Consider the following 13,674-nt stretch of genomic DNA (forward strand, 5'->3'; position numbering starts at 1 on the left):
CGAAAACCGGAGAATTTCCCATGATGCCTGCCTCTGTTCCTCTGACCCGTGATCTGGTGCTGATCGGAGGTGGCCATGCGCATGCGCTGGTGCTGAGGATGTGGGGGATGGACCCGCTGCCGGGGGCGCGATTGACGGTGATCGACCCCAATCCGGTGGCACCCTATACGGGCATGTTGCCGGGATTGGTGGCAGGGCATTACCGGCGCGAGGAATTGGAAATTGATCTGGTGCGGCTGGCGCGGTTTGCGGGTGCGCGGCTGATCGTGGGTGCCGTGACGGGAATTGATGCGGGCGCGGGCCGGGTGACGGTCGCGGGGCGCGGCGAGATCGGGTTTGACGTGGCTTCGGTCGATGTGGGTATCCATTCGGGCATGCCACGGGTGCCGGGGTTCTCTGAACATGGCGTTGCAGCGAAACCGCTCGGCCCTTTTGCCGGGGCGTGGGAGGGGTATCTCGGTCGGGTGGCGCAAGGGGCCACACCGCAAGCGGCGGTGATCGGCGGCGGGATTGCCGGGATCGAATTGGCGATGGCGATGGCCTATCGGTTGAAGGGTGTTGCTGGGCAGGCAGAGGTCACGCTGATCGAGCGGGCGGGGGAGATTGCGCCGGGGGCACCAGTCATTCGCCCGCGTCTGATCCGCGCCTGCGCGGCGGCGGGGGTGCGGATTGTGACGGGTGTCGAGGTGGCTGAAGTGACGGCCGCGGGGGTGGTTCTGGGCAATGACACCAAGATTGCGGCGGGGTTTGTCGCAGGCGCAGCAGGCGCGCGGGCGCATGGCTGGTTGGCCGAGACCGGGTTGCCGGTGACGGAGGACGGTTTCTTGCGCGTGGGGGCGGATTTGCGGGTTGAGGGGCAAGAGGCGATATTTGCCGCCGGGGATTGCGCCCATCTGACCCATGCACCGCGCCCCAAGGCCGGGGTCTATGCCGTGCGCGCCGCGCCTGTGCTGCGTGACAACCTGCGCGCGGTGTTGAGCGGGGGCAAGACACGGGTGTTTCATCCGCAGCGCGATTACCTCAAGCTGATCTCGCTGGGTGAAAAGTCGGCCCTGGCCGAAAAGCTGGGCATGGCGTTTGGCGGGCCTATGCTCTGGCGGTTGAAGGATCGGATCGACCGGAAATTCATGCTGCAATTTGGCGATTTGCCTGCGATGGCGGCGGCGGAGCCACCACGCCTGCGGGCCTTGGGCGGCCTCGGGCAAGAGCCGCTCTGTGGCGGGTGCGGGGCCAAGGTGGCACCGGGGGTGTTGTCAGCGGTCTTGGCGCAAGAACGGCACCCCGCGCGTGCGGATATAATGACCGGGCCGGGGGATGATGCGGCGGTGATCCGGGTGGGCGGTGTGCAGCAGGTGCTGACCACGGATCACTTGCGGGGGTTCACCGAGGATCTGGGCGTTATGGCGCGGATTGCGGCGCTGCATGCCTTGGGCGATGTCTGGGCGATGGGGGCCAAGCCGCAAGCGGCGCTGGTCTCTGTCACCTTGCCGCGCATGGCCGAGGCGTTGCAGGCGCGCACCATGGCCGAGATCATGGCGCAGGCGGGCGATGCCTTGCGCGCGGCGGGGGCCGAGATCGTGGGCGGGCATTCGACCATGGGGGCGGAGGCCAGTATCGGCTTTACGGTGACGGGGATATTGGAGCGCGAGGCGATTACGGTCGCGGGAGCGCGGGGTGGCGATGCGCTGATCCTGACGCGGCCTGTCGGGTCGGGGGTTCTCTTGGCGGCGGAGATGCGCGGGCAGGCCGATGGGCGCGATATTGCGGCGCTGCTGGCCGCGTTGCAGGTGCCGCAAGGGGATGCGGCGGAGATTTTGGGCGATGCGCATGCGATGACGGATGTGACCGGCTTTGGTCTGGCGGGGCATCTGATGGCCATTTGCCGGGCCTCGGGTGTGGCGGCCGAGGTCGATCTGGCGGCGGTGCCGGTTTACGATGGCGCCGAGGCGCTGGCGGAAGCGGGCGTGCGGTCAACAATCTGGGCGGCGAATGTTGCGGCAGCGCCGGTTGAGGGGGGCACGGGCGCGCGGCTGGCGTTGTTGCACGATCCGCAGACGGCGGGCGGGATGCTGGCGGCGGTCGATGGTGGAGAGGCAGAGGCGTTGGTGGCGCGGTTGCGCGCGGTGGGGCATGAGGCAGCGGTGATCGGGCGGGTTGTGGCTGGTTCGGTGGGGATCAGAGTGAAGGGGTGAGGACGTGTTGCGCCCCATCAAAACCACACCCGTCCCGGACGTGATCCGGGACCTCCCCTAAGCAGCGTCGAGGCCCCGGCTCGGAGGCCGGGGCGATGTGAACCCGATCAGAAGGAACTTGCTGTAAAGCGCTTCGCGCCTTGGTTCCGCGCGGGGAACTGGGGCCGCTGTTTGCAATACCCCAAGGCTACCCGCTTTGGATCAAGCCCTTTGCTGCCGCTTGCAGCGTGGCCTCTGACAAATCGGGCAAGTTGAGTTGGGTGATCCCCTCGGGGCGGGGTTTGCGGATATAGCGCGGATCGTAATGGGTCTCGATCAACTGCGTCACGAGGGTGGGAAAATCGCCCGATGCGGCAAGGGCGCGCCATTGGTCCACTTGGGTGTGGCCGTGATACTGGACGAGGCGCGAGAGGATCGCGTCGAGCCGGTTAGGATCGGCGATCAGGTCGGCATAATCGGCGCAGACGTTGGACACACGCGCCGCAAGCGGCACTTCGAGCCGGATCACAGGCGCGCTGCGCATGGCGCGGGTGAGCATCGGGGGCAGGGTGATGCGGCCGATGCGACTGCTCTCGGCCTCGATATAGACCGGGCGGGTGGGATCGAGCCGGGCCATTTGGGCCGCCAGAGCGCTTTCAAAGGATTTTTGCGAGGGTTGACCGCCGACGATGGGGCCAAAGACCGAGCCGCGATGGGCGGCGAGAGCCTCAAGGTCGATCACCTGCGCGCCTAGGGCCGCGAGATGGGCCAAGAGATGTGTCTTGCCGGTGCCGGTGCCGCCGTCAATCAGGCGGACAGGGGCGGGAAAATCCTCGTCATAGAGCGCGCGGGCGACGAGGCGGCGATAGGATTGATAGCCGCCCTGGATGGTGTCGGCCTTCCAGCCGATCTGTTGCAGGATGACGGTGAAGGAGCCCGAGCGCTGTCCGCCGCGCCAGCAGTAGACCAGAGGGCGCCAGCCGCCGTGACGATCCGCAAGCGGGCCCTCAAGATGGGCGGCGGCATTGCGCGAAACGAGGGCTGCGCCGATCTTGCGCGCGAGAAAACGGTCCTGTTGCACATAGATCGTGCCCACGCGGGCGCGTTCCTCGTTCGAGAGGACGGGGAGATTGAGCGCGCCTGGGATGTGATCCTCTGCGAATTCGGCGGGGGATCGGACGTCGATCACCTCGTCGAACGGCAGAGCGGCGAGCGCCGCGAGACTATCGAGGGCAATGGGCATCAGGGAAAAACGGGATAAGGGCAGGGATGAGACATGGCCCTGTGCATGCGCCGACCCGCGGGCAAGATCAAGCCCTGTTGCACCGGCAAAAAAAAGGGTGGGCAGCACGGGGCCGCCCACCACAGGTAGGGAAAGTCAGTTCTGGAGGTAAACTTCGAGGCTGTCGTCGAGCGCGTCTTTCCATGGCGTGTGGTGCAGGGGGGCCATGGTGCCGGTGATGACAGATTTATAGGAATTGTTGCGGAAGCCCATGATGTCTTTCTTCTTGTGGCCCTTCCATTCCTTGAAGGCTTGGCAGGCCCCTTCGACATCGAAGCTGGGATAATCGGTCTCGTCGATCAGTTCCTTGACGTAATCGCCCTGATACCAGATCGCGTCATAGTCATCCTGACCGGCATCCTCGCGGGCGACACGGTCGGCAACATCGGCCTCCATCGTGGCGCGGTCGGGAAGGGAGATGCGGCCCATGATGGCGTCGCGCACCCACCATGCCTGCGCGTCGAACATGTTGAAGGTGAACCACTGGTCCTGCATGCCGAGGTAGAAGAGCGCGGGTTCGCGCACAAAGGCCACGCCTTTGTAGAGATCGGCGGTGGCGAGGCGATTGGCGGTCTTGAGGCGCAGATCGTCAGGCAGGAAGGGGAAATGGTGCTTGTAGCCGGTGCAGAGGATCACGGCATCCACGTCCTTGGTGGTGCCATCCTTGAAGTACGCGGTGTTGCCCTCGACCTTTTGCAGGAGCGGCACCTCTTGCCAGTTGTCCGGCCAATTGAACCCCATGGGCGCGGTGCGGTGGCTGACGGTCACGGATTTGCAGCCGTATTTCCAGCACTGCGAGCCGATGTCTTCGGCGGAATAGCTGGTGCCGACGATGAGGATGTCCTTGTCCTTGAATTCCAGCGCGTCGCGGAAATCATGGGCGTGTAGGACGCGGCCCTTGAAATTCTCGAAGCCGGGGAAATAAGGCACGTTGGGCGTGCTGAAATGGCCCGAACAGACGATGACGTGATCGAATTGCTCCGTATAGGTGTGATCCTCGGGGAGATGGCAGACGGTGACGTTGAACTTGTCGCCGTCTTTCTCGACCCAGCGGACGGCGGTGGAAAAGCGGATGAGATCCCGTACGCCCGCCTTTTTCACGCGGCCTTCGATATAGTCGAAGAGCACGGCGCGGGGCGGGTAAGAGGCGATCTGCTTGCCGAAATGTTCCTCGAAGGAATAGTCGGCGAATTCCAGACCTTCCTTGGGGCCGTTCGACCAGAGGTAGCGATACATCGAGCCATGGACCGGCTCGCCATATTCATCGAGGCCGGTGCGCCATGTGTAGTTCCACAGGCCACCCCAGTTGTCCTGCTTTTCAAAACAGACGATTTCGGGGATCTCCGCGCCCTTGGCGGCGGCGGATTGAAAAGCCCGCAATTGGGCCAAGCCCGACGGTCCCGCGCCGATGATCGCAATTCGTTTTTTGGTCATGTAGCCCTCCAAGCTGGTATGGACCAATATTCAGGTATTGGTGCCTTTGGTTCATGCCAGATTGGAGTCGGTGTGGCGGGCTTGTCAATAAATATTCTTTCTAAGAATAATATTTTCCCACGAGACGGCTGGTGCTGCGCCGGGAACCTGCTAGGAATTGATCATGTCCAATTCGAGTTTTGCCCAACGTCTGGCCATCAGAAGCGCACTACCGCGGTTTTCCGTGGGTATGCGCAAGACGCTGACCATCGGATTTCTTGCCCCGCTGAGCGGCCCGGTCGAATCATGGGGCTTGCCGGGATTGCAGGGGTGTCGGCTGTGGGTGGATTGGCTGAACCGTGCGGGGGGCGTCCTGATGGGGGGGCGGCGATTCCCTGTGCGGCTTGAGGCCTATGATTGCGGGTATGACGGGGCGGATGCGCTGGCAGGGGCGCGGCATCTGGTGCAGGAGCATGACGCCGCGCTGGTGATGATGCTGGGGGGCGATTCGTTCACCGAGGTGCGCGATTACCTGATGGGGCATAAGGTGCTGACCTCATCCTTGCTGACCAGTGATCTGTCGCCGGACACGCCCTATCTCATTGCGCCGGGCGAATCGCTGCCCATCTACACGGTGACGGCGGTGGAATGGATTGCCAAGCACCGGCCCGAGATCAAGACCGTGGCACTTTGTGCGCAGACTGATGCGCTTGGGCTGCCGGCGCTGGCCGCCTATCGCGCGGCGTTCAAGGCGGTGGGCATCGAGATTGTCGCGGAAATCCGGTATGATCCGGGCACCGCCACGGCACCCGAGGTGGTGGCCCCGATGCTGTCGACCGCGCCGGACATGCTGTGCTGGTGTACGAGCTATACGCCGATGGTGCATGCGATGACGGAATATGCCTATCATCAGGGCTATGCGGGGCAGATCCTGAGTTGCACGGCGGATTGCTATGAACAATTGATCGCGCTCACCTCGCCCGAGTTCATGGAAGGGTTCCTGTTCCAGTTCCCCGATTTCGACGATCCGGCGCTGGCGGAAAAGGCGTTCTTCTTTAACCAGCCGCAGGCATTCTACGAGGAATACAACGCACGCTTTCCGGGAAGCTGGACAGCGGTGAGTTGGGAATATGCGGCCATTCTCGACATCTGGCAATCGGCGGTCGAGCGGGCAGGGACGGTCAATTCGGTGTCGGTTCTGGCGGCGATGCGGCAATTGGGCGAGGTCAACCATGCCTTTGGCCCGGCGCAGTGGTGGGGGCAGGATATGTTTGGCCTCGATCATACGCTGATCGGCGATTGGCCGGTCGTGCAGATCCAAGGCGGCAAGGCGCGGATTGTCGATTTCGGGTCGATCCCCGACTGGCTGGTGCAGCATGAGGCGCTGTTGCGGGTTGAAATGGCGGCACTTGGCCAGCTTTGGCACCAGAGGCATGGGCAGGGGGCCGGCAAGGCCTGTCTCGAGGCACGCCTGGTGGTGAGCTAAGGCGGCTCAGCCGTCTTGCCCTCAATCTTCTTGCAGCAGGGTCTTTTGCTCTTCGATCAGGTGCAGCTTGATGTATTCAACGGCCGTTTCGACATCGCGCGAAGAAATGGCGTTGAAGAGCGCGTTATAGCGCTTCTGGTAATCCTCGATGCGTTTCGGTGTCAGATGCCGCCGCATCATGGTGGAGCGGTGGGTCTGCAGGCAGGCCTCGATCGCCAGATCGTAACAGGAGGCGAGCAGGGGATTGCCGGTGCCCGCCGCGATCTTGCGATAGAAATCCTCTTCGCAGGCGACGAATTCGGCGGCGTCGGTGCTGATGCCTTCCATCCGGGTGAGGATGTCGTCGAGTTCCATGATGTCGCGCGGGGTCATGTTGATGACCGCAAGGCGGATCATCTCGGGCTCGAGAATGCCGCGCACGACAAGATGATCGAGCGGGCTGGTGTTTTCGGCCAAGGCGCTGCGGCTGGAAGTGCGGGTGAGTTCGCTCTTGTAGGTGACAAAGCTGCCAGACCCGGCGCGACGGCGGATGATGTTGCGTGCTTCGAGCACGTCGAGCGCGTCGCGCACGGTATTGCGGGCGACACCTAGCTCCGACGACAGGGTGCGCTCGGACGGCAGGCGCGCGCCCTCGGGATATTCTTCGGATTTGATCCGGGCAAAGAGGCTGTCGATCACCACCTGCACGGTGGCCCCGACCGAGTGGCTGGTGACAAGCTGGGCTGTGGTGCTCTGGTTGGCCATCGTAGCGGGGTCCTTGGTGTGGCGCGGGGGCCGTTTACGGTAAATCTAGGCGGAACCGAACACTGGCACAAGCCGCAGCTCAGGGCCAGAGAACCAATTTCGATCCCCTTTCGGACCAGTTTTGCGGGCAAAAAGAGGGGTTTTGCGAGGTGCCTCTAAAATGAACTTTTAGAAATTGTATTTAAATTTAGGAACTTGGTCGATTGGTCTGGCTAAATTATAACTCTAAGAAACAAATTTTCTTGTGAGTTTCAAATCGCTTTGCTAGCCTTTGTTCGTGGGCCGAAACCAATTTCGGAAACTGGTATAGTCTCTGGGGTTGTCAATGAACCAAAACAGGTCGTCCTTGGCTCCGATCTGCTGCGCGAGATCGCGCGGTGCCAACAGTTGGAGGAATGCATGCTTTCCAAATATATCTCTAAGGGGTTCACACGTCGGACCTTTCTGAAAACCTCCGCGGCGGCGACTGCCGCGCTTGGCTTGCCGAAAGTGGCGCTGGCAGCGGGTGAACCGATCAAGATCGGATTTCTGGCCCCTCTGACGGGCGCCGTGGCGGCCTGGGGTAAACCCGGTCTCGATGGCTGCATGATCTGGGCCGAGCGGGTCAATGCCGCAGGCGGCATCATGCTGGCGGATGGCCCGCATCCGGTCGAATTCGTGGCCTATGACGAGGAATACGATCCCGCCAAGGCGCGTACCGGGGCCACCAAGCTGATCCGCGAGGATGGCGTGAGCTTTATCATGATGCTGGGCGGTGATCCCTGGCCGGGTGTGCAGCCGGTGGCGGAACGCACGGGGATGCTCTTTTCCACGCTGCTGCCTTCGGATCTCTCGCCCGATACCAAGACGCTGTTGGCACCCGCCGAAGTGCACCCGATCTATAACGTGACTGGCGTCGAGTGGCTGGCACAGAACAAGCCGGAGCTGAAAACCGCCGTGATGTGCGCGCAGGACGATGCGCTTGGCCTGCCGTCGGTGGCAACCTATCTGGCGGCCTTTGAGGCGGCGGGCATCGAGATGCTGGATGAGCCGCTGTTGTTTGATCCGGCCACCACGGATTTCGCGCCGGTGGTGACACGGTTGATGGCCAAGAACCCCGACATCATCTGTCTGGACACCTGCTATTCGGATTATGTGCACCCGATTGCCGAGCAGCTTTTCCAGCAGAATTTCAAGGGTCAGATCATCAGCTGCACGGCGGATTTCTATGACCAGATGATCGCGAAGACCTCCAAGGAATTCATGGAAGGGTTCATCTTCCAATTCCCGGATTTCGACGATCCGGCGCTGAATGCCGAGAATGTCAATTTCCAGGACCCCAACGGGTTCTATGCCGAATACAACAAGCGGCATCCCGGTCAGTGGGGCGCGGTCAGCTGGGAATATGCCTCGATCATGGATCTGTGGAAGGTTGCGGCCGAGAAAGCCGGTTCCGCCGATCCCGAGGCGGTGCTCGCTGCAATGAAGGATGGCCCCGGCAATCACGCCTTTGGAGAGGCGGAATGGTGGGGCAACGAGCTCTTCGGCATCGACAACGCGCTGGTGGGCGATTGGCCGGTGGTGGCCATCGAGGATGGCAAGGCCGTGATCAAGGAATTCCGCTCGATCCCCGACTGGTATAACCGGCATGGCGATCTCTTGATCAAGCATATGCAGGCCTATGGTCAAATGTGGGATCAGCGCGGCTGACCCAGTCCCAAGACAGCGCCCGGTTGGCGGGCGCTGTTATCCTTTCTCTCTAAAATTCGAGCATTCCGATGATGGAACTCCTGGCGCAGACCGGCCTGAACGCCGTCTATGCAGCAAGCTATATTTCTTTGGTCGCGGTTGGCCTCGTGCTGATCTTTGGCGTGATGGGCGTGATCAATTTCGCCCATGGCGAATTGTTCATGGCCGGGGCCTATGCGGTGGTCGCCCTCTATGCCGACATGCATCTGCCGTTCTTTGTGGCGGTGCCGATTGGCATGGTCTTTGTGGGCGTTTTGGGCCTGGTGATGGAGCGAGGGCTGTTTCGACCGCTCAAGGGCAATCCTTTGGGCGGTTTGGTGGCCTCGATCGGCTTTCTGATGATCCTGCAATCCCTGGCGGTGATGGGATTTGGCGTGCGGATGGAGCATATCCCCCCTGTTACGCAAGAGGTTTGGCGTATCTCTGACAAGGTGGGTCTGCCGGTGGCACGTATCTATGTGATCGTCGCGGCGGTCGTTTTGTTGAGCGCGCTGTGGTATTTCCTCAAGCGGACGCGGTTTGGCTGGGCGCTGCGCGCCTCGGCGCAAGATCCGGAAGCGGCGGCCTTGCAGGGGATTTCGATCACCCAGACGGCGCGGATCGCCATGTTCATCGGTGCCGCATTGGCGGGTGTGGCGGGGGCGCTGACCGCGCCGCTGGTGTCGGTCAACCCGCATATGGGCCATTCGGTGATTGTCACGGCCTTTATCGTCATCATCGTGGGCGGGGTCGGATCGCTGGAGGGGGCAATCATCGCCTCGGTGGTCTATGCCTTTGTCCACACGTTCGTCACCACATTCTCGGATGGGGTGTTGGCCGATATTGTGGGTCTGATGCTGATGCTGGTGGTGCTGATCGTCAAGCCCACGGGTCTGTTCGGGAGTGCGGATCGTGCTTAAGCCAATGATGTTCCTATTGGGTGCTGCGGCGCTGATCGCGTTGCCGCATGGGCTGAGTTTCTCGCAACAGGAAATTCTGGTCTTTATGGTGATCAATATCCTGTTGGTCATGTCCTACCGCCTGCTCACTTTGACCGGCGAATGGTCGCTGGGCCATGTGGTGATCATGGGGGTGGGGGCCTATGCCTCGGCTTTGATGACGAAAAACCTCGGCGTGCCGGTGCCGCTTGGCATGATCCTCGGCGGCGTTGCGGCGGCGCTCTTGGCGGTGCTGTTGTCCTTTCCTCTCTTTCGGATGAAGGGGTTTTATTTCCTGATCGGATCCTTCGCGGCGGGTGAGATCATCCGCCTGATCTGGAAGCGGTTCCGCGAGCCCTTTGGCGGCGTCCGGGGGATTTCGGGGATTGATCCGATGCCGGACTTTTCCATTGGCTTTTACAGTTTCGATTTCTTCGAGCCGGTGTCCTACTACTATTTCGCCGGGGCCATCGTCGCCTTTTGTCTCTGGGTGCTGTGGCGGATCGAGAAATCTCCGGTGGGCCTGACCTTTCATGCGGTGCATTGGCAGGACAAGCTGGCGCAGGCGTCAGGTGTCAATCTGCGGGCCTATCGCACCTTGGCCTTTGCCATCGCCTCGGGCTTTGCCGGGATCGCAGGGGCGTTGCAGGCGCATTACGTGGGCACGGTGAACCCCAATTCCTTTGACATCGAGGTGATGGTGTTCGTGCTGACATGGGCCATCGTGGGGGGCACGACGACGTTTTACGGGCCAATTCTGGGCTGTGTTCTCTTGACGGTGATTAATGAGATCGTGCTGCGCGGGATGGGCTTCGAGCAGGCGCGGCCCCTCTTTTACGGAGCCATCATGATCCTGTCTATTCTCTTTCTTCCCAATGGGTTGGAGAGCATTGTTCAGAAGTTTATTCCGCGCAAATCCGCCGCAAAATCCGACAGAAAGGCCGAAGCATGACCGATTTTCTCGAAATGCGGAACCTGACCATGCGGTTTGGCGGGCTGATGGCGGTCGATGGGCTGTCCTTCAAGGTGGCGCATGGCAGCATCCATGGGCTGATCGGGCCGAATGGCGCGGGCAAGACCACGACGTTCAACATGATCTCGGGGTTCTATACGCCGACGTCTGGTCAAATCCTGCTCAGGGGCGAGGATATATCCGGCCTTGCCATGCATGAGGTGGCGCGGCGCGGTGTGGTGCGGACATTCCAGCACTCGACACTCTTTGCCGAATTGACGGTGTTGGAAAACGCGCTGGTGGGCACGCATATGCCCTTCCGGCCCAATATCTTTGCCGCGATCATCGGCTGGGACCGTGAGGACCGGCGCGGGGCCGAGGCGCGGGCACGCGAGGCACTGGAATTCTTCGGGCTGGAAGATCTGCTGGACGAACGGGCGGGTGATCTGTCGCACGGGCACCAGCGCGCGCTCGGGTTGGCGGTGGCCTATGCCAGCCATCCCGATGTGATGCTGCTGGATGAGCCATTCACCGGCATGAATCCCGAGGAAACCCGGCAGATGATGGAGCTGATGCGCCGCCTCAAGGCGGATGGGATCACGATCCTCTTGGTCGAGCATGACATGCAGGCGATCATGGGTCTCTGTGATACCATCACCTGCATGAGTTTCGGCAAGTTCCTGGCCGAAGGGGGACCGGCGGAAATCCGGCATCACCCGGCGGTGATCGAGGCCTATCTGGGAGGCGCACGCCATGTTGCTTGAGATGCGCAAGATTGCCGTGAACTATGGCAAGATCAACGCGATCCGCGACATTTCCATTGCCGTGCCCGAGGGCAAGATCGTCACGATCATCGGTGGCAATGGCGCGGGCAAGACCACGACGCTGCGCGCGATGTCGGGAATGATTCCGATTTCGGCGGGGGAGATCCTGTTCGAGGGCCAGCGGATTGATCATCTGCCCGCGCACAAGGTGGTGGCCCATGGCATCGCGCATGTGCCCGAGGGGCGGCGCATCTTCAAGGATATGACGGTCGAGGAGAATCTGCGCACCGGCGCGTTTCTGCGGCGCGACAAGCCCGAGATCGAGCGCGATCTGGAGCAGGTCTATGATCGTTTCCCGCGCCTGCGGGAACGGCGCGTGCAACGGGCGCAGACCATGTCGGGCGGCGAGCAACAGATGTTGGCGATTGGCCGCGCGCTGATGTCCAAGCCGCGCCTTTTGCTGATGGACGAGCCTTCAATGGGGCTCGCGCCAGTGATCGTCGAGGAAATCGCGCGGATCATCGAGGAGATCAACGCGCAGGGCCTGTCGGTGGTGCTGGTGGAGCAGAATGCCGAACTGGCGCTGGAACTGGCGCATCATGCCTATGTCTTGGAAACCGGGAACACCGCAATGGAGGGGCCTGCCCATGAGCTACGTGGAAATGAACATGTTCGCGCCGCGTATCTGGGGCTTTGATCGCGGCGACACCGAAATGCGGGTTGCGCGCGAAGCCGGGTGGTCGCGGGCCGATCTGGTCTGGGAACGTCTGACTGAGGCGGGCTGTGCGGCCTATGTGGCGGGCGACCGGGCAGGGGCCGCGCGTGCGCTGCGGCGCGCGGGATGGGTGGCACGGCTGTTTTTCGGCGCGCAGGATATGCGGCGGGCCACCAGCCTTGCCAATCTTGCGGTTCTGGCGCGCGATGCCGGGCAGGGCGCGCGGGCGGAAGCCTTGCAAAAGCAGGCCTTGAGCCTCTGGCGGCGCGCGCCCGAGGTTGTGGGCGGGATCGTGTTCAAGCCGCGCAGCCGCTCGTCGCTCTTTCATCTGCGGATGGAGGCGCTGCACCGCGACACGTTCCACGACAACATGCGCAAGCGCTATCGCGCCATTGCCGCCGAGAGCGATCAGGCCCTCAGGCGGCTACTGGTCGGGGCGCGACCCGAGCGGCCGATCTGTGCGCGCTGGCGGGGGGAAAAGCCGCCGGTGTTCGATGACGGGCGCAAGTTTCTGGCGGCGGCGCTCCTGATTGCCGAGGGCTGAGATTTTTTGAGTATTTGAAGAACGATGAAAGGCGGGGCCTCGGCGAGGTCCCGGCTCAAGTCCGGGACGGGTGCGGGTTCGATGAGGCGCGACACGCCCTAGTGCCCGCCGCCCAGGATGCCGATGGCGGTAAAGACGCCCAGCACCGCCAGCCATTGCGTGCCGCGCAGGCGTTCACGAAGGAAAATCGCGGCAAAGAGCACGGTGATCACGCCAAAGGTCGAGGCGCCGATGGCGGCGAATTCGGGGCGCGCGGTCTGGCCCGCGCCGATCACGCAGCCGATGGCCAGCGCGTCGAGCGTGCCCATCAACAGCAGAAGCGGCGCGTGACGGCGGCTGAGCGCAAGGGGCGCGCGCAGGGCCAGAGCAAAGCCCAGCACCACCGCCAGAGCGGCAGCGCGCGTGGGAGCCAGGAGCAGCAATTCGCCGCCCGTCGCTGTGGCCTGATGCCCGATAGCGAAGGTGAGCGCAAAGCCCGCGGCGGCGAGCAGCGACCAGCCGATGGCGGGCAGGGGGCTGGCCGGGGCCTCGGCCGTGTCATGGCCTGCATCGCTCTGGGCGATATAGGCCACGCCGCAGATGATGAGACCGACCATGATCCATTCGAGCGGCGTGGTGGGCGCGCCATTGAGGCTGGCCCAGCCGACCGAGAGAATCGGATAGGCCCCGATCACCGGTGCCACGAGCCGGACTGGACCGATCGAAAAGGCGCGGTAGAGCGCCGTGCCGCCGATGCCAAAAAAGACGCCCGCGAGCACAGCAAGGCCGATGTCGCCGCCTTGGGGCGCGTGAAGCCCCGCATAGGCGCTGATCGGGGTCACGATCATGAGCCCAAACGCAAGAACCCACACCAGCGGCGCGAAAATCCCGTTATTCTGGCTGACGTAGCGGACGCAGACATCATGGGTGCCCCAGGCGAGTGCCGCGACAAGGCCAAGGATGAGAGCGGTCATGCGGG

General features: G+C 62.6%; 12 protein-coding genes. 8 read left to right on the plus strand and 4 right to left on the minus strand.

Translation table 11 applies throughout. The features are described from left to right. Nucleotides 1-20 precede the first annotated feature (20 nt). Nucleotides 21-2,192, plus strand: coding sequence for a selenide, water dikinase SelD (gene selD / locus ROSMUC_RS14765; RefSeq protein ID WP_037274815.1), 2,172 nt, complete (start codon nt 21-23; stop codon nt 2,190-2,192). 187 nt (nt 2,193-2,379) lie between these two features. Here the strand turns inward: selD and mnmH are convergent, their stop codons facing one another. Both mnmH and ROSMUC_RS14775 read right to left on the minus strand, forming a co-directional pair. Further along, nucleotides 2,380-3,414, minus strand: coding sequence for a tRNA 2-selenouridine(34) synthase MnmH (gene mnmH / locus ROSMUC_RS14770; protein ID WP_037275005.1), 1,035 nt, complete (start codon nt 3,412-3,414; stop codon nt 2,380-2,382). A gap of 135 nt (nt 3,415-3,549) precedes the next feature. After that, nucleotides 3,550-4,887, minus strand: a complete 1,338-nt coding sequence (locus ROSMUC_RS14775; protein ID WP_037274818.1) for a flavin-containing monooxygenase — start codon at nt 4,885-4,887, stop codon at nt 3,550-3,552. A gap of 163 nt (nt 4,888-5,050) precedes the next feature. On the opposite strand from ROSMUC_RS14775, the gene ROSMUC_RS14780 reads away from it, so the two are divergent. Continuing rightward, on the plus strand, nt 5,051-6,352 hold the full coding sequence (locus tag ROSMUC_RS14780; protein ID WP_037274821.1) for an ABC transporter substrate-binding protein: 1,302 nt from the start codon (nt 5,051-5,053) through the stop codon (nt 6,350-6,352). Nucleotides 6,353-6,373: 21 nt separating this feature from the next. Here the strand turns inward: ROSMUC_RS14780 and ROSMUC_RS14785 are convergent, their stop codons facing one another. Next, on the minus strand, nt 6,374-7,096 hold the full coding sequence (locus ROSMUC_RS14785) for a FadR/GntR family transcriptional regulator (RefSeq protein ID WP_037274824.1): 723 nt from the start codon (nt 7,094-7,096) through the stop codon (nt 6,374-6,376). A gap of 399 nt (nt 7,097-7,495) precedes the next feature. Between ROSMUC_RS14785 and ROSMUC_RS14790 the strand changes: the two genes are divergently transcribed. The 6 genes from ROSMUC_RS14790 to ROSMUC_RS14815 all read left to right on the plus strand — a co-directional run bounded on the left by ROSMUC_RS14790 (nt 7,496) and on the right by ROSMUC_RS14815 (nt 12,716). After that, on the plus strand, nt 7,496-8,785 hold the full coding sequence (locus tag ROSMUC_RS14790) for an ABC transporter substrate-binding protein (protein ID WP_037274827.1): 1,290 nt from the start codon (nt 7,496-7,498) through the stop codon (nt 8,783-8,785). Between the two features lie 68 nt (nt 8,786-8,853). Further along, entirely contained in the window at nt 8,854-9,723 is an 870-nt protein-coding gene (locus ROSMUC_RS14795) for a branched-chain amino acid ABC transporter permease (RefSeq protein ID WP_037274831.1), read from the plus strand. Continuing rightward, on the plus strand, nt 9,716-10,693 hold the full coding sequence (locus ROSMUC_RS14800; protein WP_245875197.1) for a branched-chain amino acid ABC transporter permease: 978 nt from the start codon (nt 9,716-9,718) through the stop codon (nt 10,691-10,693). The genes ROSMUC_RS14795 and ROSMUC_RS14800 overlap by 8 nt, the downstream gene beginning before the upstream one ends. After that, nucleotides 10,690-11,457: an ABC transporter ATP-binding protein gene (locus ROSMUC_RS14805; RefSeq protein ID WP_037274834.1), complete on the plus strand. Its 768-nt coding sequence runs from the start codon at nt 10,690-10,692 to the stop codon at nt 11,455-11,457. Before ROSMUC_RS14800 ends, ROSMUC_RS14805 begins: the two co-directional genes overlap by 4 nt. Further along, complete coding sequence (locus tag ROSMUC_RS14810) at nt 11,447-12,154, plus strand: ABC transporter ATP-binding protein (protein ID WP_037274837.1); 708 nt, start codon at nt 11,447-11,449, stop codon at nt 12,152-12,154. Before ROSMUC_RS14805 ends, ROSMUC_RS14810 begins: the two co-directional genes overlap by 11 nt. After that, a complete protein-coding gene (locus tag ROSMUC_RS14815) occupies nt 12,105-12,716 on the plus strand; it encodes a tetratricopeptide repeat protein (protein ID WP_245875198.1) in 612 nt (203 codons plus the stop codon). The genes ROSMUC_RS14810 and ROSMUC_RS14815 overlap by 50 nt, the downstream gene beginning before the upstream one ends. 98 nt (nt 12,717-12,814) lie before the next feature. Here the strand turns inward: ROSMUC_RS14815 and ROSMUC_RS14820 are convergent, their stop codons facing one another. Then, complete coding sequence (locus tag ROSMUC_RS14820; RefSeq protein ID WP_037274843.1) at nt 12,815-13,669, minus strand: DMT family transporter; 855 nt, start codon at nt 13,667-13,669, stop codon at nt 12,815-12,817. Between the last annotated feature and the right edge of the window lie 5 nt (nt 13,670-13,674).

Source organism: Roseovarius mucosus DSM 17069 (genome assembly GCF_000768555.3).
Classification (GTDB): Bacteria; Pseudomonadota; Alphaproteobacteria; order Rhodobacterales; family Rhodobacteraceae; genus Roseovarius; species Roseovarius mucosus.

Bases quoted from the DNA above. Each gene is read 5' to 3' on its own strand.
- selD (WP_037274815.1), top strand. From the start codon at position 21: ATGATGCCTGCCTCTGTTCCTCTGACCCGTGATCTGGTGCTGATCGGA.
- mnmH (WP_037275005.1), bottom strand. From the start codon at position 3,414: ATGCCCATTGCCCTCGATAGTCTCGCGGCGCTCGCCGCTCTGCCGTTC.
- ROSMUC_RS14775 (WP_037274818.1), bottom strand. From the start codon at position 4,887: ATGACCAAAAAACGAATTGCGATCATCGGCGCGGGACCGTCGGGCTTG.
- ROSMUC_RS14780 (WP_037274821.1), top strand. From the start codon at position 5,051: ATGTCCAATTCGAGTTTTGCCCAACGTCTGGCCATCAGAAGCGCACTA.
- ROSMUC_RS14785 (WP_037274824.1), bottom strand. From the start codon at position 7,096: ATGGCCAACCAGAGCACCACAGCCCAGCTTGTCACCAGCCACTCGGTC.
- ROSMUC_RS14790 (WP_037274827.1), top strand. From the start codon at position 7,496: ATGCTTTCCAAATATATCTCTAAGGGGTTCACACGTCGGACCTTTCTG.
- ROSMUC_RS14795 (WP_037274831.1), top strand. From the start codon at position 8,854: ATGATGGAACTCCTGGCGCAGACCGGCCTGAACGCCGTCTATGCAGCA.
- ROSMUC_RS14805 (WP_037274834.1), top strand. From the start codon at position 10,690: ATGACCGATTTTCTCGAAATGCGGAACCTGACCATGCGGTTTGGCGGG.
- ROSMUC_RS14810 (WP_037274837.1), top strand. From the start codon at position 11,447: ATGTTGCTTGAGATGCGCAAGATTGCCGTGAACTATGGCAAGATCAAC.
- ROSMUC_RS14815 (WP_245875198.1), top strand. From the start codon at position 12,105: ATGAGCTACGTGGAAATGAACATGTTCGCGCCGCGTATCTGGGGCTTT.
- ROSMUC_RS14820 (WP_037274843.1), bottom strand. From the start codon at position 13,669: ATGACCGCTCTCATCCTTGGCCTTGTCGCGGCACTCGCCTGGGGCACC.